This window comes from Lishizhenia sp., assembly GCF_033720595.1.
Classification (GTDB): domain Bacteria; phylum Bacteroidota; class Bacteroidia; order Flavobacteriales_D; family Crocinitomicaceae; genus Lishizhenia.
Genome location: NZ_JAWWCF010000024.1, coordinates 1 through 21,549, shown reverse-complemented (window position 1 = coordinate 21,549; position 21,549 = coordinate 1). Strand labels below are relative to the sequence as shown.

At 36.8% G+C, this 21,549-nt stretch carries 26 protein-coding genes; 8 read left to right on the top strand and 18 right to left on the bottom strand.

The window, feature by feature from the left end; translation table 11 throughout:
* The 3 genes from R3333_RS03160 to R3333_RS03150 all read right to left on the bottom strand — a co-directional run.
* On the bottom strand, positions 1–838 hold an 838-nt coding region (locus R3333_RS03160; RefSeq protein ID WP_318957145.1), incomplete at its 3' end, for a transketolase family protein.
* A 12-nt stretch (positions 839–850) separates the two neighbouring features.
* A complete protein-coding gene (locus R3333_RS03155; RefSeq protein ID WP_318957144.1) occupies positions 851–2,167 on the bottom strand; it encodes a vWA domain-containing protein in 1,317 nt (438 codons plus the stop codon).
* 36 nt (positions 2,168–2,203) lie between these two features.
* Positions 2,204–3,046 carry a transketolase gene (locus R3333_RS03150; RefSeq protein WP_318957143.1) on the bottom strand — a complete coding sequence of 281 codons (843 nt, stop codon included), beginning with the start codon at positions 3,044–3,046 and terminating at the stop codon, positions 2,204–2,206.
* Between the two features lie 282 nt (positions 3,047–3,328).
* Here R3333_RS03150 and R3333_RS03145 point away from each other — a divergent pair, with 282 nt between their 5' ends.
* From R3333_RS03145 to R3333_RS03130, 4 genes are read left to right on the top strand one after another with little or no spacing between them, the layout of a single operon-like run.
* Positions 3,329–4,369, top strand: a complete 1,041-nt coding sequence (locus R3333_RS03145; protein ID WP_318957141.1) for an MlaD family protein — start codon at positions 3,329–3,331, stop codon at positions 4,367–4,369.
* A 20-nt stretch (positions 4,370–4,389) separates the two neighbouring features.
* A complete protein-coding gene (locus tag R3333_RS03140) occupies positions 4,390–5,724 on the top strand; it encodes a (Fe-S)-binding protein (RefSeq protein WP_318957140.1) in 1,335 nt (444 codons plus the stop codon).
* Positions 5,714–6,136, top strand: a complete 423-nt coding sequence (locus R3333_RS03135) for a phosphoheptose isomerase (RefSeq protein WP_318957139.1) — start codon at positions 5,714–5,716, stop codon at positions 6,134–6,136. The genes R3333_RS03140 and R3333_RS03135 overlap by 11 nt, the downstream gene beginning before the upstream one ends.
* Positions 6,137–6,140: 4 nt before the next feature.
* Positions 6,141–6,932: a (Fe-S)-binding protein gene (locus R3333_RS03130; RefSeq protein WP_413468668.1), complete on the top strand. Its 792-nt coding sequence runs from the start codon at positions 6,141–6,143 to the stop codon at positions 6,930–6,932.
* Between the two features lie 60 nt (positions 6,933–6,992).
* Here the strand turns inward: R3333_RS03130 and R3333_RS03125 are convergent, their stop codons facing one another.
* A complete protein-coding gene (locus R3333_RS03125; RefSeq protein WP_318957137.1) occupies positions 6,993–7,583 on the bottom strand; it encodes a YdcF family protein in 591 nt (196 codons plus the stop codon).
* A gap of 232 nt (positions 7,584–7,815) precedes the next feature.
* Between R3333_RS03125 and R3333_RS03120 the strand changes: the two genes are divergently transcribed.
* A complete protein-coding gene (locus tag R3333_RS03120; RefSeq protein WP_318957136.1) occupies positions 7,816–8,235 on the top strand; it encodes a hypothetical protein in 420 nt (139 codons plus the stop codon).
* A gap of 114 nt (positions 8,236–8,349) precedes the next feature.
* On the opposite strand, the gene R3333_RS03115 is transcribed toward R3333_RS03120, so the two are convergent.
* Positions 8,350–9,264 (bottom strand): LysR family transcriptional regulator, encoded by a 915-nt coding sequence (locus R3333_RS03115; protein ID WP_318957135.1) that lies wholly within the window; start codon positions 9,262–9,264, stop codon positions 8,350–8,352.
* A 94-nt stretch (positions 9,265–9,358) separates the two neighbouring features.
* Here R3333_RS03115 and R3333_RS03110 point away from each other — a divergent pair, with 94 nt between their 5' ends.
* The 3 genes from R3333_RS03110 to R3333_RS03100 all read left to right on the top strand — a co-directional run bounded on the left by R3333_RS03110 (position 9,359) and on the right by R3333_RS03100 (position 11,036).
* A complete protein-coding gene (locus tag R3333_RS03110; protein WP_318957134.1) occupies positions 9,359–9,805 on the top strand; it encodes a DNA starvation/stationary phase protection protein in 447 nt (148 codons plus the stop codon).
* A 115-nt stretch (positions 9,806–9,920) separates the two neighbouring features.
* A complete protein-coding gene (locus R3333_RS03105; RefSeq protein ID WP_318957133.1) occupies positions 9,921–10,553 on the top strand; it encodes a peroxiredoxin in 633 nt (210 codons plus the stop codon).
* Between the two features lie 105 nt (positions 10,554–10,658).
* Positions 10,659–11,036, top strand: a complete 378-nt coding sequence (locus tag R3333_RS03100) for a hypothetical protein (protein WP_318957131.1) — start codon at positions 10,659–10,661, stop codon at positions 11,034–11,036.
* Here the strand turns inward: R3333_RS03100 and R3333_RS03095 are convergent.
* From R3333_RS03095 to R3333_RS03035, 13 genes are all read right to left on the bottom strand, one after another.
* Entirely contained in the window at positions 11,029–11,805 is a 777-nt protein-coding gene (locus R3333_RS03095) for a hypothetical protein (protein ID WP_318957129.1), read from the bottom strand. The two genes, R3333_RS03100 and R3333_RS03095, sit on opposite strands and share 8 nt — an antisense overlap.
* Positions 11,806–11,939: 134 nt before the next feature.
* Entirely contained in the window at positions 11,940–12,527 is a 588-nt protein-coding gene (locus R3333_RS03090; protein ID WP_318957128.1) for a thioredoxin family protein, read from the bottom strand.
* Positions 12,528–12,566: 39 nt separating this feature from the next.
* A complete protein-coding gene (gene corA / locus R3333_RS03085; RefSeq protein WP_318957126.1) occupies positions 12,567–13,577 on the bottom strand; it encodes a magnesium/cobalt transporter CorA in 1,011 nt (336 codons plus the stop codon).
* Between the two features lie 30 nt (positions 13,578–13,607).
* A complete protein-coding gene (locus tag R3333_RS03080) occupies positions 13,608–14,216 on the bottom strand; it encodes a DUF1684 domain-containing protein (protein WP_318957124.1) in 609 nt (202 codons plus the stop codon).
* Position 14,217: 1 nt separating this feature from the next.
* The gene (locus tag R3333_RS03075; RefSeq protein WP_318957123.1) at positions 14,218–14,883 is read right to left on the bottom strand and encodes a YggS family pyridoxal phosphate-dependent enzyme; all 666 of its coding nucleotides are present in this window, start codon (positions 14,881–14,883) and stop codon (positions 14,218–14,220) included.
* Complete coding sequence (locus R3333_RS03070) at positions 14,880–16,127, bottom strand: DUF1015 domain-containing protein (protein ID WP_318957122.1); 1,248 nt, start codon at positions 16,125–16,127, stop codon at positions 14,880–14,882. Before R3333_RS03070 ends, R3333_RS03075 begins: the two co-directional genes overlap by 4 nt.
* 74 nt (positions 16,128–16,201) lie before the next feature.
* Positions 16,202–17,167 carry a D-2-hydroxyacid dehydrogenase gene (locus R3333_RS03065; RefSeq protein ID WP_413468669.1) on the bottom strand — a complete coding sequence of 322 codons (966 nt, stop codon included), beginning with the start codon at positions 17,165–17,167 and terminating at the stop codon, positions 16,202–16,204.
* Positions 17,168–17,188: 21 nt separating this feature from the next.
* Complete coding sequence (serC, locus tag R3333_RS03060; protein WP_318957119.1) at positions 17,189–18,256, bottom strand: 3-phosphoserine/phosphohydroxythreonine transaminase; 1,068 nt, start codon at positions 18,254–18,256, stop codon at positions 17,189–17,191.
* 241 nt (positions 18,257–18,497) lie between these two features.
* Positions 18,498–18,806 (bottom strand): 30S ribosomal protein THX, encoded by a 309-nt coding sequence (locus tag R3333_RS03055; protein ID WP_318957118.1) that lies wholly within the window; start codon positions 18,804–18,806, stop codon positions 18,498–18,500.
* A gap of 97 nt (positions 18,807–18,903) precedes the next feature.
* Positions 18,904–19,578 carry an RNA methyltransferase gene (locus R3333_RS03050; protein ID WP_318957117.1) on the bottom strand — a complete coding sequence of 225 codons (675 nt, stop codon included), beginning with the start codon at positions 19,576–19,578 and terminating at the stop codon, positions 18,904–18,906.
* Between the two features lie 55 nt (positions 19,579–19,633).
* The gene (locus R3333_RS03045) at positions 19,634–19,906 is read right to left on the bottom strand and encodes an HU family DNA-binding protein (RefSeq protein ID WP_318957115.1); all 273 of its coding nucleotides are present in this window, start codon (positions 19,904–19,906) and stop codon (positions 19,634–19,636) included.
* Positions 19,907–20,221: 315 nt separating this feature from the next.
* Positions 20,222–21,181, bottom strand: a complete 960-nt coding sequence (gene fmt / locus R3333_RS03040; protein ID WP_318957112.1) for a methionyl-tRNA formyltransferase — start codon at positions 21,179–21,181, stop codon at positions 20,222–20,224.
* On the bottom strand, positions 21,181–21,549 hold a 369-nt coding region (locus tag R3333_RS03035; RefSeq protein WP_318957110.1), incomplete at its 5' end, for an MATE family efflux transporter. The genes fmt and R3333_RS03035, both read right to left, overlap by 1 nt.

The window sequence follows — 21,549 nt, the reverse complement described above, 5'->3', positions numbered from 1 at the left end:
CGTATTCTTGAGGTGTTGGAGTGTTTTGCGACAATACCTGTGCAACAGAATCTCCTAATCCACCATTGATCATGTGTTCTTCAGCTGTAACAACACATTTTGTTTTGCTTACAGAATCTAAGACTGCCTTCGCATCAAAAGGTTTAATTGTGTGCATGTTAATTACCTCAGCACTGATTCCTTTAGCCTCTAATTGCTCAGCTGCTTCAATAGCTTTCCATACTAAGTGACCACATGCAACGATCGTTACATCAGTACCTTCGATTAAAACATCAGCTTTACCAATTTCGAATTTTGCATCTTCTGGTGTAAAAATAGGAACTGAAGGTCTACCAAATCTTAAGTAAGCTGGTCCTTCGTGATCTGCCAATGCAATAGTAGCTTGCTTAGTTTGGTTGTAATCACAAGGAACAACAACAGTCATGTTTGGTAACATTTTCATCATTCCTATATCCTCCAAGATCTGGTGAGTAGCACCATCTTCTCCTAAAGTTAAACCTGCGTGAGATGCAGCGATTTTAACGTTTTTGTTAGAGTAAGCAATAGACTGACGAATTTGGTCGTAAACTCTTCCTGTAGAGAAGTTTGCGAATGTCCCTGTAAAAGGAATTTTACCACCGATAGTCATACCTGCAGCCATACCCATCATGTTTGCTTCAGCAATTCCAACCTGGAAAAATCTATCCGGGAAATCATCTTTAAATGCATTCATTTTTAAAGAACCTGTTAAGTCGGCACATAATCCAACAACATTTGGGTTCTTCTTACCTAATTCATGAAGTCCAGCTCCAAATCCAGAGCGCGTGTCTTTCTTGCCAAGTACTTCTATTTTTTTCATTTTTAATTCCATTTAAAGATTTATTGAAATTGTTCTATTTGATGTTATTCTAAATTCTTGATTTTTGGTGTATTCGGTAGCTTTCGCGGTGACGTCTCTGTAAACAATCTTGTAATTACCAGGTTGTAAAACAAATTCTTGTTGGGTTGTTTTTGCGTTAATATCACAAACCCATTCCCATTCACCGTTTCTAAAGACGAAAATTTGTCCTGTATTGTAGTTATAAGATCTCAACTTAGCTCTACCGGGAGCATCTATCGTAAGTGTGGTTGTTTTACTCTGAGAAATTGTAGCATCCATTGTAATGCGGGGTAGGGTGTAAATTTCGACTTTATATTCTCCGACAATGTATTTTTGCTTTTGTTCTAATTCCTGATGATTTAAAGTAATTGTTTTATCCGCCTGAACAACGCGATAGGTAAAGTAGTAATCGGTTGATTTGTTTCTAATTTTTACATCGAGATAACCTTGAGGACAATCTACTTCTATAATGTTGTGCTGGTATTTCTTGATAGTGATATTTTTCTTTTCCACGCGGGGAAGTGTGTTTACCACCAAATCATATTTTCTATTCGGATCAATAACTATGGTATCGGGTAAGTTATTCTCGTTTAAGGTGTGCATGTAACTATACACTAATTTTTTTGTTCCTGCTTCGTAAAAAAAGAGGGTAGAGTTGGTTTCTAATGGTCGCCCATCTATACGGTTTAAGTTTACCTGTACAGTTGTGTTAACCAGTGCTTTATCTACAACTGTTTTAAGTAATACTTCAAAAGATTTTTTATCATCTGCATTAGCGAATTGTCCTACACAATCGAACTTGGCTAAGTAGGCTGTGTCTAATCCTAAACCAATAATAAAGGGACTTATTTTAATTCCTTTGGCCCTTAATTTATCTGCGATTACACAAGGTTCATCATCACATTCTTCTACACCATCCGTAATAAGAATAATGATATTTCTGCTCTTGTTGTCTGGAAAATCTCCTGCGGCTGCTTCTAATGATCTAGCAATAGGTGTAGTTCCCTTTGCTTCTATCGTTTTGATTTTACCTTTTATTTTGGATTCATTTCCAGCGTAAAAAGGAACCTCTAATTTGGTGTCGGCACAATCCTGATAGGTAGCCGTAATAGGGGATTGGTGGCCGTAAACACGAAGTCCTAACTCAAGGTTATCTACACCACTTAAACTATCAACAGTCTTTGTGAGGATTTCTTTGGCTAAGTCAATCTTAGTCTCGTAACCCCATTTACCATTCATAGAGTTAGACGCGTCCAATATGAAGAGGATGCGCGTCATATCTTGTTGGGCGAATGCAAAAGCACTCACCCAACATAAGATTAATATGCTTAAAAAGCGTTTCAATTAATAGTCTCCTAAAGTTTCTTTTAACTGAGATAAAGCATCAGCTAATTGTTCGTCGTTTGGAGCAGATCCGTGCCATTTATGTGTTCCCATCATGTAGTCAACTCCCTGACCCATTTCTGTTTTCATAATGATAACAATTGGCTTACCGTTACCTGTCATTGCTTTGGCTTTATCCAAAGTTTCAATGATTTCAGTCATGTTATGACCGTCCATCTCTAATACTTCCCATCCAAAAGCTTGCCATTTCATGCTCAAGTTTCCTAAAGAAAGTACATCGTCACAGTCTCCATCGATTTGACGACCGTTGTAATCTATTGTTGCAATGATATTGTCTACTTTGTTTGCTGCAGCATACATAGCCGCTTCCCAAATCTGACCTTCTTGTAATTCACCGTCTCCGTGTAAAGTATAAACAAGTTTGTCGTCACCGTTTAATTTTTTAGTAGCAGCCGTTCCTAAAGCACAAGATAAACCTTGACCTAAAGAACCAGATGCCATACGAATTCCAGGTAATCCTTTATCCGTACTTGGGTGACCTTGTAGCGCAGAACCCATTTTTCTGAAACCAGCTAAATCAGCAACATTAAAGTATCCACTTCTTGCTAAAACACTGTACCATACTGGAGAAATATGTCCGTTAGAAAGGAAGAAAATATCTTCGTTTTTACCGTCCATTGTAAAGTTCTCAGGATTGTGTGTCATCGTGTGTTGATACAAAACTGTTAAGAAATCAGCACAACCTAAAGAACCTCCAGGGTGTCCAGAACTAACAGCTGCTACCATTCTTACGATATCTCTTCTTACTTGCGAAGCGAATTCTTCTAATTTCAATGTGTCCATATTTACGGATGCTTTTACTCTATTATTTGGTGATGCAAATCTAAGTTTTTCTCCTTTAAGATGAAGAAAAATCAGAGATTTTAATTCAAGGATTCAAAGATTTAATTATTCAAAGGTGTAGTATATTCTAGGAGGAGGGGTATATTTCGAACAACAAATTTCCAAATCCAAATTTTCTAGGGTTATTAACATAGCAATAAGGAAAGAATTCCTGAGGGTTTTAAGGCCTAAAGTAGTTTGTTTAACAACTATCTATTAAATTAGCCACAAAAATTAAAGAGTTTGAAAGTATCAAAGGAATTCAAAACAGGATTGGTAGTTGTTTTATCTATCTTACTATTGATCTTTGGAGTGAACTACCTCAAGGGAAGTAGCTTCTTTGGAGGTGACGATTTTTACTATGCATATTTCCCAACTTCAGGAGGTCTAACACCTTCTGCTTCTGTCACTTTAAACGGTGTTGAAGTAGGTAAGGTCTTGGATGTTGAGTTAGTTCGTCCCAATCAATTTATTGACAAGAATAAACGAGTATTGGTCAAATTTAGTATTCAAGATAACGAGCTAAAACCTGCTTTAGGGAGTAAAGTAGAAATTGTACCTGGTTTATTAAGTGTAGCGATGAATTTAGATCAACACTACATTGCAGATGGAGGTTTTCATAAAGTGGGAGACACATTAACCGGAACCGTTTCACAAGAAATTACAGAGCAATTACAAACAGAATTATTGCCGGTTAAGCAGAAGTTAGAGAACTTGATGGAGTCTGTAGATAACATCGTAGTTTCTATTAATGCTTTCTGGGATACATCTGCGGCTTACTCTTTAGATGCAAGTTTAGGGGAGGTAAAAAGAGCCATCAATACTTTTGGTAGAGTGGCTGAGAACCTAGACGGTTTAATTGATGATGAACGAGCAAAATTGGATAGAATCTTTACCAATGTGGAAGTTCTAACTGACAGTTTAAATGAAACCATACATCAAGTAAATTACATTACCAATAATGTAGGTATCATTACAGATTCTCTAAAGAAAGCAGATATCAATGGTACTGTAGAAATGGCGAATACTGCATTGGCTGAGTTTAACACAGTGTTGACGAGAGTGAATTCTGGTGAAGGTACCTTGGGTAAATTGTTAGAAGACGATCAACTCTATCATAAAATTACAGATGCCAGTGATAATTTAAGTATCTTGTTAGAAGATCTGAGACATCACCCAGAACGATATATAAGTGTTAGTGTATTTGGTGCCAAAACGAAAGGAGCGCCACTTACGAAAGAAGAAGAAAGGAAGTTGAAGAAACTTTTAGACACAATTAATTAAAACTTGTAAACTCGAAATCTATGATAGCTATTATTTTATTTGCTTTATTGTTGATCGCTGGTGGTGGATACTTCGCGATGAACGTGAACAAAATAAGGCAGAACATTCTGTTGGGAAGAGAAATCGACAGAACTGATAACAAAAAGGAAAGATGGAAGACCATGTTGTTAGTGGCTTTCGGACAAAAGAAAATGTTCCAGCGTCCAATTCCGGCCATCTTGCACTTCTGTTTGTATGCAGCCTTTGTTATTACTCAAATTGAATTAATCGAAATTATTGTTGACGGTTTAAGCGGTGAACATAGAATCTTTAGAGATAGCTTAGGTGGTTTCTACACCTTTATGGTCTCTTTCATTGAAGTTCTTTCTGTATTGGCTTTTGTTGCTACGTTCATCTTCTTATTGAGAAGAAACGTGTTGAAGATTCCTCGTTTTAATATGAAGGAAATGGCCGGTTGGGCAAAAATGGATGGTAACATTATCTTATTTGCTGAGCTTTTGTTGGTATGTTTCATCTTTATGATGAACGGAGCTGATGAAGCTTTGTACAATCAAGGAGCCTCACATTATAACACTGGAGAATCTGGATCTTTTGGATTGACGATTTCTCAATTTATTGGGCCAGCTCTATTTGGAGGGATGGATCCTCATACTTTACATATTATTGAACGCATTGGATGGTGGGGACACATTATTATGGTATTTGGTTTCTTAAACTACTTACCTTTCTCTAAGCACTTCCACATTTTATTGGCTTTCCCAAATACCTACTACTCTAATTTAGAGAAGAAAGGGAAATTCACGAACATGGAAGCGGTGAAGAAAGAGGTAGAGTTGATGATGGATCCTACAGCAGACCCATTTGCTGCACCTGCACCTGAAGAAGGGGAGGTTCAACGTTTCGGAGCGAAGGATGTAACAGACCTTACTTGGAAGAACTTGCTAGATTCATACACATGTACAGAGTGTGGTAGATGTACTTCATCTTGTCCGGCAAACCAAACAGGTAAACTTTTATCTCCACGTAAAATCATGATGGATACACGTGATCGTTTGGAAGAAGTTGGTAACAACATTCGTAAGCACGGTAAAGATCACGATGATGGGAAATCATTATTGAGAGATTACATTTCTGAAGAAGAACTTTGGGCATGTACTTCTTGTAACGCTTGTGTACAGGAATGTCCAGTGAACATTGATCCATTATCAATTATCGTTGATTTACGTCGTTACTTGGTTATGGAAGAGTCTAAAGCTCCTTCTGAGTTAACTACCATGTTTACGAACATAGAAAACAACGGAGCACCTTGGCAGTTTAGTCAGGCAGACCGTTTAAACTGGAAAGATGAGCAGTAAAAAGCTCATAGATAAGGTAGTGGACGGTAAACATATCAGTCCTGTTTTACCCGAAGAGGTGAAAAACTACCTTATTGAAATAGATGGTACTGTATGCGACGATATTCCTAACGAGGAACCAGAGCGTATGGCCACCGCCAAAGTATATCCAGATGCTTTGGAAACATTAAATAAATGGTTTGATCAAGGTCACATCATTACATTTTTTACTTCGCGTTTAGAAGAACACCGCGAAGTTACAGAAGCTTGGTTGAAAGAACACGGGTTTAAATACCACGGAATTATGTTCGGGAAACCAAGAGGAGGAAATTACCATTGGGTAGACAATCACATCGTACGTGCAACGCGTTTCGAAGGAAAGTTTACTGATTTGGTAGATAAAGAAACTAAAATTCAAGTATTTAAGTCATAATATTATGAGTGGATTGAAAGTGCCAACAATGGCAGAAATGCTAGCTACAGGAGAAACACCAGACGTTTTGTTTTGGGTAGGTTGTTCAGGTAGTTTTGACGATAGAGCAAAGAAGATCACGAAAGCGATCGTAAAAATATTAAACCACTGTGACGTTAAGTTTGCAGTATTAGGAGCTGAGGAAGGTTGTACGGGAGATCCTGCAAAGAGAGCCGGAAACGAATTCTTGTTCCAAATGCAAGCCATGATGAACATTCAAGTTTTGAACGGTTATGAGGTGAAGAAAATCGTAACGGGGTGTCCACACTGTTTCAACACCTTGAAAAACGAATACCCAGAGTTAGGAGGAGATTACGAAGTAATTCACCATACGCAATTGATCCAAGGTTTAATTAACGATGGAAAATTAGCAGTAGAAGGTGGAGATACATTCAAAGGAAAGAAAATTACTTTCCACGACCCTTGTTACTTAGGTAGAGCGAATGACGTTTACGAAGCGCCTAGAGACTTGCTACAAAAGCTAGATGCTGAGTTAGTAGAGATGAAGCGTTGTAAGACTAACGGACTTTGTTGTGGTGCTGGAGGAGCTCAAATGTTCAAAGAAGCTGAAAAAGGAAACAAAGAGGTGAATATAGAGCGTACTGAAGACGCATTAGAGGTAAAACCTAACGTTATTGCTACAGGATGTCCGTTCTGTAATACAATGATGACGGACGGGGTGAAGAACTTCGAAAAAGAAGGTGAAATTGAAGTATTAGACGTTGCTGAGTTGATTGCAACAGCCGCTGATCTTTAAAAGATATTTATATCCAATTACAAAAGCCGTTTCATTGAGTTGAAGCGGCTTTTTTTATACCTAAAAACCATATCTGAGATAACTTAAGCTCAAAAAGAAACTTTCGTAAAATAAGGACTTCGCTTTCGGCAAAAAGCTTTTGTACATGCTACTTGGTGTGGGAGAAGGGTAACAATTTGGAGCTATTCTCTGCGTCAGATACATGGCTCTTTTCATGTGCAAAGGGTCTGATACGATTAAGGCGCTTGTGAAACCATTTTTACGCATTATTTTTTCAGCTTCACTTAGATTTTTATGCGTGTATTTTGAAAGTGTATCGGTGTATATATCTTTCTCAGGTACGCCATTTTGTAAGAGGTAGTACTTTGCCACCTCACTGTCCGCTTGTTTTTGTTGCTCACCTTTTCCACCTGTCAATATAACTTGGGCTACACGACCTTCTTGATATAAATGAATGGCGTGATTTAAACGTTCCTTAAACACAGGTGAAACCCTTTCGTCGCTTATTCCTGCACCCAGTACAAGGGCAACGTCAGCATGCTTATTAGAGCTGCTTTGTGCGTAATTATAAATCATTACAGCATTGTAACACCAAAATAGAAGGTATAATCCTACCAGAAATAGTATAGAATTCAGAATTTTCTTACGCATAACAAAACACAAGATATATGTTTTTATTGAAGTTTTTTTTCTCGGGGTCATTTTGGCGGAAAAAACGCCAAAACCGGGCTTTCCGCTAAAGTCCTCACCCTCATATATTCGGGCTGTGGGCTGCCGCTGCTATCCCTTGCTCAAATTTCTTACTTGGGTTTTAGACATGAATTGTGTCTCTTATAATAAGTTGATCAAATCCTTTTAGTATCTTGAACCAAAGATTTGAATTATGAGTGATGCATTAGACCAAGAAAAACTTCCCAAGAACAACTTAGACACTTATCGTATTTTATATATTGTTGCAGCTGTATTGAACCTTTTAGGTGTATTGGGCTTTGGGCTATACGCCGCATTTGGCGTTTTCTTTTTAGGAAACCTCGAAGGTAACGAACCTGAACTTAAATGGATTTTTGGGTTAATAGGAGGTATAGGTGCTTTGGTTAGTTTAGTTTTAGGCATACTGAACTTCTATACGGCTAAGTGTATCAAACAGAGAAAGAACTATAGTTTCGTTTTTGTAATGGCGATAATAGCATGTTTAAGTGGTGTGTTACGCCTCATTCTAGGGGTATTCACCCTCGTTGAAATTACAAAACCTGAAGTAAAAAAGCTCTTTACCCGAGAGAAAGAAGATGGAATTGTTTATTAGATAAAGACTCTAATCTCCTTGCTACTGATAAATAATAGGCCTGTCTAATTTTTAAACTTACCCAAAGAGTAAGGCTTATGTAAAGAATCACACAACTGAAAACTAGTACGGTCCTTATTTCCATGGTAAGATATTCAAGGGTTTATCTTCTTCTTGTGGAAAGCCTTTTTTCAAAGCATTGTAAATCTTTTGTAGATTGTCTTTCTTCGTATTACGCGGTAAATGAAAACCTACAATAGATCGAGCAGGAGCAGGAGTTTCTGCAGTGAGTACAGCTTTTTGAAGCTTGGGTTGCATCTGTAAATAATGCTCGGGTAATAGGGTGAAACCTCCGTGGAGTTTGGCCATTTTTGTGAGTAACTCTAAGTTTCCACCTTCATAATCCCACGATGATTTTTCTTCCTGTTTTAAAGCACAGAAGTTAATCATTTGTGTACGCAAACAGTTTCCTTTACTCAATAACCAAGGTTTCATGTTTTTTAAATCATCAGCAAGTACTCCGTTGCCTTCGTATTGTGGAGCGAAAATTTTTATTTCTTCATTGAAGAGCAAACTTGTATCAAAGCGTTCTCCGGGTACCGGGCCAGCCATAATTCCAGCATCCACCTTTTTTTCACCCACTGCCTGTAGTAACTTCTCTGTAGGTAATTCAACAATCTTTAAGTTAACATTGGGGAATTCTTTATCCCAAATGTTATATAAATAGGGAACCAAGTAAATAGATACGGTAGGGATAATACCGAGCTTTATTTCTTCTTGGTATTTTCCTTCTTTTTTTTGAATGAAAATCTCCAGCTTTTGGAAAGACTCTTCTATTTCAAATAATTGGGGAAGTAATTCTTCTCCAAAGCTCGTTAATCCAATTGGGGATGTATCTCTATTAAAAATAGGGTACCCAAGCGTTTGTTCAGCTTTCTTTATCTGCATAGACAAGGTTGGCTGGGTTACAAAGCATTTGTCCGCTGCTTTTTGAAATGACTTTTCTTGGTATACCTGTATGATGTATTGAATTTGAGCGTGTGAGATCATGTATAAATTAAATTTATGTAAATATAAAATTTATAGATGAAAACTAAGGGGAGATAGCTATATCTTTGAAGTAACCAAAACAAAAGCAACGAAGATGAAGAAATCAAAAAAATTAGTCAAACTATTAAATACTTTATTAGCAACATACCAAATTCACTATCAAAACTTACGTGCTTTACATTGGAATATTAGAGGGAATGACTTCTTTGAGATTCACGCCAAGTACGAAGAGTTGTATCTGAGAACGCAAACAATCATTGATGATTTAGCGGAGCGTATATTAACTCTTGAAGCACAACCCTTACATTCTTATCAAGCTTACTTAGACAAAGCTGTAATAGCAGAAAATGAGCACATAGCTGAGGCTAGAGTAGGGATGAGTTACGTGGTAAGAGCGCAAGAGGAATTGTTAAAATTAGAAAGAGAAATTTTAGCACTCTCAGCAGAGTTAGAAGACGAAGGTACAAACAGTTTGGCCTCTGATTTAATAGGTGAAAAAGAGAAAACAAACTGGATGTTTAAAGCTTGGATTAACAAGTAAAACGGATTTGGTGAATTGTTAATTACATAACCAAAGAATAAAGAGAAACATTTGATTATACTGCCGAAAAGCGGTAGTTTTGCAAAGAATTTTAAGAACAAATAAATACAATATAATGTCAGTATTAGTAGGAAAAAAAGCTCCTTCATTTAGCGCAGGAGCAGTTGTAAACGGAGGAGAAATTGTTGAGAACTTCTCATTGGATCAGTACGTTGGGAAAAACCCAGTAGTATTGTTCTTTTACCCGAAAGACTTCACTTTCGTATGTCCATCAGAATTACACGCTTTCCAAAACAAGTTAGCAGAATTCGAAGAAAGAGGATGTAAAGTAGTTGCTGTATCTACAGATACAGAGGAGTCACACTGGGGATGGTTACAAGTTCCTAAAAACAAAGGTGGTATCCAAGGTATTACTTACCCTATCGTAGCAGATACTTCTAAAACTATCTCTGATGCGTTTGGAGTATTGGCAGGAGAATACGAATACGATATCGAAAAAGGATTAGTTGCTACTGGACCAATGATTGCTTACAGAGGGTTATTCTTAATCGACAAAGAAGGAATGGTACAACACCAAATCGTAAACAACTTCCCATTAGGAAGAAACGTTGACGAAGCTTTACGTATGGTTGATGCTTTACAGTTCTTCGAAGAAAACGGAGAAGTTTGTCCAGCAAACTGGCAAAAAGGTGAGTCAGGAATGAAAGCTGACTTCGAAGGTGTTGCAGAATACTTAAGCGCAAACTAGTAAGTAGACTTACAAGTTTTAAGATAATAGAGAGTGGCTGTTTTCAGTCACTCTTTTTTTATGTCTATTTTTCTCAAAAAACAGAATCCTTCTATCTTTGAAGTTATGATGCAGAATACAAAGTCAAAAAGAATTATACACTACTTGTTTTTAATCTTGAGTTTAACTGCTGCAGTGTATTTAGTAGGTTATTATCAATCGGCAAGTACGATGGCTGATTTAAGAGTTTTGCCCAATAGCGTACTCATCGCAGTGGCCATTTTTATTGTTCTTCAGTTACTTAAACGTTTCATGTTCAAACGCATGTACTGGTTCGATTGGCTGTACTACTTTGGCTTAATTGCAATATTGTTACCCCTGCTCTTGAAATTTGAAGAAGGAGAGTGGTTGCATGATGTAACAGACTTTGGATCGCTCTTTTTAGTGCTTTCTCCACTCATTGGAATCGTCATGCTACTTCTTAAGAAAGAAGATACTATTTAGCTTTGAAATCTACATGGAAATGATCGTCGTGTAGCTTGTTGATTTTAGGGGATAAGTATTGTGCAAAGTAAATCCCAAGACGCTTCAACTTTTTACCGTAAACCGTATTGAATAGTTCATCTTTATATTCTGTATAAATCAGTACTTTTTCCAATTCGTAGTTTAGTTTTTCGGCCTCTAAGTGCAGAAGGTAAATGTGATGAGCAGTGGTTTCAAAGTCTATGCGTACACTTTTATCTTTTTTATAATGTCCGTTTTCATCAAAATCAAGAAGGTAATGCATAAATCCTAAGGTATCCAGATCTTGGTAAGGCTTTCCATTTTTCAATTTAGGAAACATAAAATCAATACTCATTCCATTCTGATGGGTGCGGTGAGGGTCTAATTTACCGCCCGTTTTATTACTTGCTTCCATCAGACCAAATGTTCTGTCGGGATAAATCGTCGCTAAGGATTGATATGTATTCAATATGATATCTCTCACGTCCACATGAGTAAAAGCTCTGTCATTTAAATAGCTCGCAGAATCAAAATAGAAAAAGTTTTTCCCTTTAGGAGGAAGTATTCTAGCATGTTCTAACTTACCGTTTCCTGGAGAGCCATAAGAGATAGAAGAAAGACTATCTAAATTATTGATGTAATAATAGTCTGAAAGGCTAAATAAACAAACATTGCAGCTGTCTTTAGTTGATACTTGGATGTTTGACGCTGTGGGGGTATCACAACCGAGTAAAACCATAAAAAATAGGAGGAAAGGTGAAATCTTCATAGAACAAAGAAAGTATAATATTGATGTAGTGGCGTTTTACAAATTAACAATTGATCAATATTAGGTAAAAACCCCTAAAAGTACAAAATACGATTAGGGGTAATTCCTTATAAATGGTGCTAACTGTCTTCTTTTTACGCTAATTGCAGCACGTTTTCTAACAGCAGGCTTATTTCACGTTGTATATCTTCCCCTTTGTTCTTGTTATACCATTGTTGTAGTATGATTTTTTGTTCTTCAAAAGGTGTGTTATTCTCCTTAAAACTTAACATTAAATCTTGAGCTTCTTTGGGTCTTGGTCCCCACGTAAACAAATCTTCCTCCTTTTCATTTCTCACCACAATTTTAGGTACACTCTTTCCTCCATTGGTCAAGTATTCCTCTATCATAAAAGGAGGAGTGTCTCTTAACACTATTTTGAATTCTATATGCTCGTTGAGTTGTGACAATAAATAGAAAACAGGAAGGTTGTGTGCTGCATCTCCACACCAAGGCTCTGTTATGGCATACCAAGTCTGGGGAGTATTAATTTGCTTTACCAGATGAACCAACTTTTCGTTAAGTTTTAATTTTTTAAGCCATCTATCTTGTCTTGATCTATTAAGCTTAACGTAGTTTAGGTAATCCTCATTATCGTACGGAGCACTTGTAATATCTCCGTTTAAGATGTCGTTAAATTTTTGTAAGTATTCTTCCCAAGTAAGGATATTTGGAGTTGTCATATTATCAATTTTTGTTTGGAACGTTTGAGAATAGTTTCCTTACAACCATTTCTTTCTTTTAAAATAGATGAGCATGGCAATGGCCAAAAAGATCATAACCCCCATGCAATAGAAATAAGCATTTTTGTAATGTAATTCAGGTATGTTGTCGAAATTCATACCGTATATTCCTGCAATAAAGGTAAGGGGGATGAAGATTGCACCGACGATGGTCAGCACTTTCATGATTTCATTCATCTTTTGACCTTGAATGGCGTAATAGATATTCCCCAATCCTTCTAGTATAGATTTATTACTTTCTATTTCATCCAGTAAACTCAAACAATTGTCTCTCAAATCCGAGAAATAATATTTGTTTTCCTCATCGATTTGTATGTTGTTGAGTTTTTCGAGTTGACCAAACAACTCTTTTAGAGGGAATACAACTTGTCGGAGTTCAATTAACTGTCTTTTTTCAGCTTCAATTTCTTTGAAAAGGGCATGATCGTCTTCTTCGGCCATGCGGAGGTCGTATTCGTCGATTTTCTGCTGGACGTCTTCGATTACCTCAAAATAGTTATCTATAATGGCTTCTAAAAGCTTGTACAACAAGTAATCCGCTCCTCGTTTACGAATCCTACCTTTATCAAACTCTATGCGTTCCCTAACTTCTGTAAAATGATCTGATTTCTTCTCTTGGAAGGAGATGAGATAGTTAGAACCTAATATAAAACTCAATTGTTCTTTTTTGAGTTCTTTACTTGTTGTATTGGGTTCTAAAGATCGTAGGGAGAAAAATATATAGCTGTCAAATTCTTCCACTTTCGGACGTTGTACAAAGGTGTAGATATCTTCTACCGAAAGGGGATGTAAACCCATTTCATTGGCAAAATCTTCAATTTCATCCTTAAAATCTATGGAATGAAAATTTAACCAATGCACACTACTATCGTGTTTATAATTATCTAACCAGAGTGGGAAACACTCCTGTGCATTACTTTTGACTAGATTAACCTCCTCAGCATTGTAGGCGTAATATTGGGTAGGTATATTTTTTTTGCTGTCGTCCATACTACTAAAATAGTAGAATTGACCAAGATTTTAATGCTCTTCTTTAAAAATTGGAATCTTTTCGCCCGCTTCTATTCTTACCTTTATTTTGTTCTCTCGTGGAGTAACAGGGCAAGAGTATCTTTCTGAATAAGCACAATAAGGATTATAGAGCATATTAAAATCAAGTACTATACTGTCTCCCTCAAGCGGTCTTTCAATATCCAAATATCTTCCTGTAGGGTAGCTCTCATCCGGAATCGTATAGTCGTCGATAGGGAAGAAGAGATAGTGTTCGTACTCATCAATTTCTAAAAGATTCATGTTCTGGTACACCGGAACATTGATTAATGAATCACCTATGTAAAAACTGAGGTAACCATATCTTCTATATTTCGGACGCCTAGAGGTACTCGTTTTCATTTTGATAACCTTTCCGATGTCTTTGGTTAAAGCAGCAGTGATTACCCAGTTACTGTCTACCTCAAAAAAATCTAATCGAACGAAATTTTCTTTCTCCTTTTCATTTAATATAGAGGTACTATCCAGCATGTGTGCATTGCGGTCAATTCTCAACTGTTGAATAGAATCAACATAAGATGTTTGTCCAAAACTTAAGGTGGCAAGTAGTAGTGTGTAAATGGTAAATAGCGTTTTCATATCAGTAGTTTCTTGTTCCAAAAATAGTACTTCCTACACGTATCATCGTGCTTCCTTCTTCTACGGCAATTTTATAATCACCGCTCATACCCATGGATATCTCTTTGAAATCAGGGTTGAATTTAAAGTAGTGGCTTTTAATGATTTGAAAGTAGTTATGTAAAGTTCTAAATTCGTCTGCAACTTGTTCTGAATTATTTGTATTGGTAGCCATTCCCATGACTCCAACCACATTTATATTTTGTAATTCCACAAACTCCTTATCGTTTAAAAGATCTTTGGCTTCTTCAAATGAAAAACCAAATTTGGTGTCTTCTTGAGCGATATGGAACTGCAACAATACATTGATCACCCTGTCATTTTTAAGGGCTTGTTTATTAATTTCCTTGAGTAAACGTAAGCTGTCAACCGCGTGAATTAAATTTACGAAAGGAGCAATGTACTTTACTTTGTTACGCTGTAAATGTCCAATCAAATGCCATTGGATGTCTTTTGGTAAGGCTTCATATTTTTCTACGAGCTCTTGAACCTTATTCTCTCCAAAAATACGTTGACCTCCTTGGTAAGCCGTTTCTATGTCCGCAACCGGTTTTGTTTTAGAAACAGCTACAAGTGTAACATCTTTACCAATTTCTTCTTTTATCCTATCTATCGTCTCAACAATCATTCGTTAATCTTATAAATGGTTAAACCACTCCTCATCTTCGGTTCTACCCAAGTTGACTTTGGCGGCATAATTTTGTTTTCGTCGGCAACAGCTTTTACTTGATCTATTGTTACTGGGTACAATACAAATCCAACCTTGTATTTCCCCTTTGCTATTTCCCTTTCTACGCCTAAGTGACCTTCTTCTCCAGAAATAAAGTTGATGTCTTTATTCGTTTTTAAATCTTTTATATCAAAGATAGGGGAGAGAATGTATTTCGTCAAAATTTCTGCATCTATTTGGTCTACAATTTCTTTGGATGCTAAAACTTCTGGCTTGCATTTTAACTTGTACCAATTTCCATCCATACAACAATGGAATTCATGCATGTTTTCTGGAGAACAAGCACCATCTAGTTTTGTAATTTCGAAATGTTCTTCAAAAGCCGTAAGTACTTCTTGCGGACTAAGTCCGTTCATGGTCTTAACCAAACGGTTAAATTCTAGAATTGTTAAACGAGTTTCATCGATTAAGAACCCTAGGATATAATTGAAGTTTTTATCGCCACTCGCATCGGGGTATCTCTCTTGCATACGTTGGCTCAATAATGCAGAGCTAGCAGACCTATGGTGACCATCTGCAATATAAGTAGCTTCAATACTTTGGTACGCCTCTATTAGTTTTTCTTTTAAAACATCCTGTACCACCCATAATTCGTGTTTTACGGCATCAGCAGTGCAGAATTCGTATTCTGGTCGAGCAGAGCAAATGATCTCTAATAAATCATCAATTAATTTATCCTTGCGGTGAGAAATCAATACGGGTTCTGCGTTAAAGCCAACAATGTCTAAATAGTTGGTAAACATTTCCTCACGTTCTGTAAGGGTAGCCTCATGTTTTTTTATGAGGTCGTTGTTGTATTCTTCAACACTTGCACCGGCAATTACTCCTGTGTAAACGTGTCCGTTTTTCGTTTGTTGATAAACATATAAAGCTTCCTCTTCATCTTGTTTTAAAATACCTTGTGCACAAAACTCTTCGAAAACGTTACGCACATTTTTGAAGCGTTCAGGAGAATTAGGTTCTGTTCTCAATTCTTCTGAAATATTGTGTTCAGGATTAATGATGTGAATGAAGGTGTACGGATTTTCCTCTAATTTGGCCTCAAGAATATTTGGTTTGTAAGTGTAATAGGGACGTGATGCCACTAAATGTGCCTTATCTCTTGTAGGTCGTACTGCTTTAAATGCTTTTAGTTTTGCCATGTAATCAATCAAATAAATGGGGGACACAAAAAAGGTTGGACATGTGCCCAACCTTTAAAAATATTTCCTGTGAATTATTTAGAACCGAAGTTCGAAACAATGATATCTGCTAATTCTAAACCGATACGTGCTTGTGCTTCAACTGTAGCGGCACCGATGTGTGGAGTAGTTGCAATTTTTTCGTTTGTCAATAAATCTTGACGAGGATTTGGTTCGTTTTCGAATACGTCTAAAGCAACGTTAGCTACTTTTCCAGATTCGATAGCTGCCAATAAAGCATCTTCATCAATAACACCACCTCTTGCAGCGTTAACAATGCGAACTCCGTCTTTCATTTTATCGAACTCTGCTGCTCCTAAAACAGCTGATCCATCTGCTTGCTTAGGTACATGTAAAGAGATGAAGTCAGAATTTTTCAATAACTCAGACATGTCTGTCGTCGTATTAATTTCTGCTTGAATTTTTCCAATACCTTCAATGGTTAAAGGAATACTTACACTTTCAGCTTTTCTAGATACCGCGATAACTTTCATACCACATCCTAAAGCGTAAGAAGCTAAAGATTGTCCAATTCTTCCGAATCCGATGATACCTAAACTTTTCCCTCTTAATTCAACTCCTTTACCATATTTCTTTTTCAATACTTTAAAGTCGTTCACACCGTTTGCAGGCATGTTTTTAAAAGAATCGTGTAAAGAACGAGAGATAGAGAACAAGTGTCCCATTACCAACTCAGCTACAGACTGTGATGAAGCTGAAGGTGTGTTAGACACAACAATTCCTTTGTTACGTGCGTATTCAACATCAATGTTATCCATACCAACACCACCTCTTCCGATGAATTTAAGGTTTGGACATGCATCAATTAAGTTTTCTCTTACTACGGTTGCAGATCTAACGATCAAGGCCTCGTAGTTTTCGTTATTGATTGCATCGATTAAGTTGTCTTGTTCAACTTTTTCTGTAATCACTGTGTGTCCAGCTTTCTCTAAAGCTTCTTTACCTTCTGCTGATATACCGTCGTTTGCTAATATTTTCATCATTGTAATTTTCTTTTGGAATTAAGCGTTTTCTTTTGCGAAGTTGTTCATTAAATCTGCCAATACTTGAACACTGCTCAATGGCAATGCATTGTACATAGAAGCTCTAAATCCACCAACAGATCTGTGTCCTTTTAATCCAACTAAATCTGCTGCATTCCATGCTGCGTTGAATTTGTCAGTTAAACTTTCGTCTTTCAAACGGAAAGTAACATTCATTTCTGATCTATCTTCTACCGCTGTAGTTCCTTCGAACAATGGGTTTTCGTCTATTGTTTTGTAAATCAATTCAGCTTTTGCTTGATTTTCTTTAGCAATGGCTTGAACTCCTCCGTTAGCTAACATGTGTTGCAAGTTTAAGTTAGCAACAAATACAGAGTAAACAGGAGGTGTATTGAACATAGAGTCTTTATCAGCATGAACTGCCAAGTCTAAGTAACTTGGAATGTGTGCTGCTGTAGATTTTCCTAAAATCTCATCTTTAACGATGTATAAAGTAGCTCCTGCTGGACCTAAGTTTTTCTGAGCACCAGCGTAAATAATATCAAAATCTGCAACGTTAATTTCTTTAGAGAAAATGTCAGATGACATATCACATACTAAAGGAACATTTGTTTTTGGGAAGTCTTTGAACTGAGTACCAGCAATGGTGTTGTTTGATGTGAAGTGCAAGAAGTCAATGTCTTCTGGGATATCGAATCCTTTAGGGATGTAAGAGAAACCTTTGTCTTTAGAAGAGGCAACTTCTACAACGTCTAAACCAATTCCTTTAGCTTCTTTAATCGCTTTAGAAGACCAAGTTCCTGTATTGATGTAACCCGCTCTTTTGTGTTTCCCCATCATGTTGTACGCCGTGATTAAGAAACCTAAGCTAGCACCACCTTGCAAGAACAATACGGTGTATCCCGCAGGTACGTTTAACGCTTTCTTTACGTTTTCTCTCGCTTCCTCCATTACAGCAACGAAGTCAGCACTACGGTGAGAAACTTCTAAAATTGATAGTCCGTTAAAATCGATAACTGCTGCTGCAGCTTTTTTAAAAACTTCTTGTGGTAAGATACAAGGACCAGCTCCAAAATTGTGTTTCATTTTTGATATTTTTTGATATGTTCAATAAAGTGATGTAAATAGCTGATAATCATTCGGTAATCGTTATTGATTAAAAGTGAATGTATCATCTATTTAGCCACACCACAAAATTGTGAAATTATTTATGAAATTCACCACAATTTAAGGAGATAAAATGAATAAAGGTGAAAAGAATTTAACAAAATAAAAAAAGCCTCTGATCTTAATAGAAAAGAGACTTTTTGTTCATCTTATGTTTATACTATTCTTCTTCGTCTTTCTTTTTAGTGGTAGACTTTTTAGCGGTTGATGTTTTTTTGGCAGCTGTAGTTTTTTTAGCAGTTGTGCTCGTTTTCTTTGCTGCTGTAGTTTTCTTCGTTGTGGTGGTTTTTTTAGCTGTGGTTGTAGTACTTGCTTTTTTAGCAGTAGTTTTCTTTTTCACTGGTTCAGCTTTCGTTGCTTTTTCAGCTTGTGGTTTCGCGTTAGGTTTAACTTTTTTACGTGGACGCGTAATCCCGTAGCTTCCTCTAAATCGTTTACCTTTTGCTGTTTTCACATCTCCTTTTCCCATGTGTTTTTTTGTTTATAGTTTGCTCTAATGTAAGTATTTAAAACTTAATTATCAAGCACTTGTACAGGGAAGGAGTGGAGTAGTTGTGTGGCGCGACTTATAGACGTTTTATTATTTCCTCCTCCATTACGTCGGCGTTGCGTAGAATTTGTTTACACCAAGAAATTTTTAGTTCAACGATTTCTTCTGGTGATAACTTCCAGTTTAGATCAGAGTTTTCTAATCGGTTTCTTAAGGTGTGCATTACTAATGCAGCAGAAACAGAAACATTGAAACTTTCTGTAAATCCATACATGGGGATATGTACATATTCATCCGCCATCTCTAAGGCCGTATCAGAAAGTCCCGTCCACTCTGTACCAAACATAATTGCTGTTTTTGGAGTGATGTCTAAATCGTGTATGGTTACACTTTTTTTATGCGGACTAGTGGCTACTATTTTATAGCCTTCACTTCTTAAATGATTGATACAGTCTTTGGTAGCATTTTCCTTAGAAGTGTATTGCTTAAGGTCTATCCATTGGGTTGCTCCTTTGGCAATCTCAGGATCTACTTTGTATTGAAATTCATTTTCTATAATATGTAAATCTTGAAAGCCAAACAAGTCACAACTTCTAACCACTGCCGAGGCATTGTGTTGTTGGTACATGTTTTCAACTACAATTGCCATGTGTCTCGTTCTCAGTTGAGAAAGACGGTCAAACATCTCTTGTTTGTTTTCAGTGATGATGTCATAAAAAGCGGCAAGGACTTGTTCTCTTTGATTTTTCATATTTATAGCAATAAAAAAAGGGAGCCGAGGCTCCCTTCATCTTTGATAAACCTTATTAGTTTACTTTGTCTTGTAAATCAGCACCTGCTTTAAACTTAACAACGTTTTTAGCAGCGATTTGAATTTCTTTACCAGTTTGTGGGTTTCTACCAGTTCTTGCAGCTCTCTCAGAGATAGAGAAAGATCCGAATCCGATTAATGAGATTCTATCTCCTTTTTTCAAGGCACCAGTGATAGAGTTAGTAAATGCATCTAATGCTTTTTTTGCATCAGCTTTTGACAATCCAGCGTCTGAAGCCATCGCTTCAATTAATTCTGCTTTGTTCATAGTTTTGGTTTTTGTTTGTTTTCAAAATTAACTGTAACAAATATATACGAATAAGCTTATTTAGCAAGGGTTTCAGAAAAAAAATAGTCGCTTCTGTTGATAATTCCGGCAAAATGTTAATAATAATTCTTATAAACCTTTATAAATCAAGGGTTTGAGGAGGTGTTGCGAATAATAATAAAATTAATGCGAATTTCATTTTTTTTAAATAAGCTCTAGAATACCCCTATTTTACTAAGGTTTTCCCCTTTAACGTATTACTTAGTGTAAAGCTATATAATCAGAACCGTTGACGAGTATTTCGTCAATGTGGTTTTACATCACAATTTCCCATTCTTCAGGGCGGTATCCTTGCATGAATTGTTTTGCATTCAATCGTTTTTTACCCTCCATTTGAATTTCATGAATTTCTAAACTTCCAGCTTGTAATTGAAGAATGAGCTTTCCATCCTCGACAATTAACGCCGTTGCGTCATTCTTAGAAGTGGAATGAATAGTTGTTCTAAATACTTTGAAGGTTTTCTTGTTCTCTGCCTTTGTATTGTGCATCGTAAACCAGGCTGTAGGGTAGGGTGACATACCTCTTACAAAATTGTGTATGCGTTGCACATCCCAGTTAAAATCAATAGCACAATCTGGTTTAAAGATTTTGGGAGCGGCTTTGAGTTCTTCCTCCGTCAATTCGCTTTGGTCAACGGCCTTATAATCACCACTACTTATTTTTAAAACACTCTGTAGGGTTAGTTTTGCTCCTAAGTGCATCAAACGATCGTGCAACTCACCAGCAGTTTCATTTTCTCCTATGGCTATAGCTTCTCTTTCGATTACTAAACCGGTATCAATTTCCTTTTCTATAAAGAAGGTAGTAACACCTGTTTCCTTTTCTCCATTTATTACTGCCCAGTTGATAGGAGCGGCTCCACGGTATTGTGGTAATAAACTTCCGTGTAAATTAATGGTCCCTTTTGGAGGCATAGCCCATACAACTTCAGGTAACATTCTAAAGGCAACTACCACGAATAAGTCGGCATTAATTGCTTTTAAATTTCCTATGAAACTTTCGTCTTTCAAATTGGTAGGCTGTAAACAAGGTATGTCGTGTTCCAGGGTGTATTTCTTAACCGCACTTTGATTGATTTTTTGTCCACGTCCTGCAGGCTTGTCTGGTGCAGTAATACAAGCAACCACGTTTACGTCCTTGCTTTTGTTTAATGTATCTAATATAGTAACGGCGAACTCAGGGGTTCCCATAAAAACGATGTTCAACTTTTCCATTAAATAACTTTTTGTTGCCAATTAAAAAATTTCAAATAACCGATAGATAAAATACTTAAACTACCAAAGTAGATGTATTCTACAAACCAAACGTTAAAGATTTCGAACTGCCATACTTTTACAAAGAGGTAGGCACAGATAAGGTAGATAATAATACTGGTGATTTCTATGATAAGCGTAACCCTTGTGTTTCCAGAACCATTGATGGTTTGAAAAAAGGGCGTAAAGCATCCGAAAATGAGTATGGAGCCAAATACCATACGCAGTATACGGGCACTTTCTGGTAAATATTCTTCTTTACTGTTCACCACGCTGATTAATTGCTCTGGATAAAGTAGTGCTCCATGGAAAATTAGAAACGTGAAGAT

Coding starts and splice junctions, on each gene's coding strand:
- R3333_RS03045 (WP_318957115.1), bottom strand. CDS start 19,906: ATGAACAAAGCAGAATTAATTGAAGCGATGGCTTCAGACGCTGGATTG.
- R3333_RS03125 (WP_318957137.1), bottom strand. CDS start 7,583: ATGCGTAAGAAAATTCTGAATTCTATACTATTTCTGGTAGGATTATAC.
- R3333_RS03135 (WP_318957139.1), top strand. CDS start 5,714: ATGAGCAGTAAAAAGCTCATAGATAAGGTAGTGGACGGTAAACATATC.
- R3333_RS03140 (WP_318957140.1), top strand. CDS start 4,390: ATGATAGCTATTATTTTATTTGCTTTATTGTTGATCGCTGGTGGTGGA.
- R3333_RS03080 (WP_318957124.1), bottom strand. CDS start 14,216: ATGAAAACGCTATTTACCATTTACACACTACTACTTGCCACCTTAAGT.
- R3333_RS03115 (WP_318957135.1), bottom strand. CDS start 9,264: ATGATCTCACACGCTCAAATTCAATACATCATACAGGTATACCAAGAA.
- R3333_RS03110 (WP_318957134.1), top strand. CDS start 9,359: ATGAAGAAATCAAAAAAATTAGTCAAACTATTAAATACTTTATTAGCA.
- fmt (WP_318957112.1), bottom strand. CDS start 21,181: ATGGAAAAGTTGAACATCGTTTTTATGGGAACCCCTGAGTTCGCCGTT.
- R3333_RS03065 (WP_413468669.1), bottom strand. CDS start 17,167: ATGAAAATATTAGCAAACGACGGTATATCAGCAGAAGGTAAAGAAGCT.
- serC (WP_318957119.1), bottom strand. CDS start 18,256: ATGAAACACAATTTTGGAGCTGGTCCTTGTATCTTACCACAAGAAGTT.
- R3333_RS03050 (WP_318957117.1), bottom strand. CDS start 19,578: ATGAAAAATCAAAGAGAACAAGTCCTTGCCGCTTTTTATGACATCATC.
- R3333_RS03055 (WP_318957118.1), bottom strand. CDS start 18,806: ATGGGAAAAGGAGATGTGAAAACAGCAAAAGGTAAACGATTTAGAGGA.
- R3333_RS03100 (WP_318957131.1), top strand. CDS start 10,659: ATGATGCAGAATACAAAGTCAAAAAGAATTATACACTACTTGTTTTTA.
- R3333_RS03075 (WP_318957123.1), bottom strand. CDS start 14,883: ATGATTGTTGAGACGATAGATAGGATAAAAGAAGAAATTGGTAAAGAT.
- R3333_RS03150 (WP_318957143.1), bottom strand. CDS start 3,046: ATGGACACATTGAAATTAGAAGAATTCGCTTCGCAAGTAAGAAGAGAT.
- corA (WP_318957126.1), bottom strand. CDS start 13,577: ATGGACGACAGCAAAAAAAATATACCTACCCAATATTACGCCTACAAT.
- R3333_RS03090 (WP_318957128.1), bottom strand. CDS start 12,527: ATGACAACTCCAAATATCCTTACTTGGGAAGAATACTTACAAAAATTT.
- R3333_RS03070 (WP_318957122.1), bottom strand. CDS start 16,127: ATGGCAAAACTAAAAGCATTTAAAGCAGTACGACCTACAAGAGATAAG.
- R3333_RS03130 (WP_413468668.1), top strand. CDS start 6,141: ATGAGTGGATTGAAAGTGCCAACAATGGCAGAAATGCTAGCTACAGGA.
- R3333_RS03095 (WP_318957129.1), bottom strand. CDS start 11,805: ATGAAGATTTCACCTTTCCTCCTATTTTTTATGGTTTTACTCGGTTGT.
- R3333_RS03120 (WP_318957136.1), top strand. CDS start 7,816: ATGAGTGATGCATTAGACCAAGAAAAACTTCCCAAGAACAACTTAGAC.
- R3333_RS03105 (WP_318957133.1), top strand. CDS start 9,921: ATGTCAGTATTAGTAGGAAAAAAAGCTCCTTCATTTAGCGCAGGAGCA.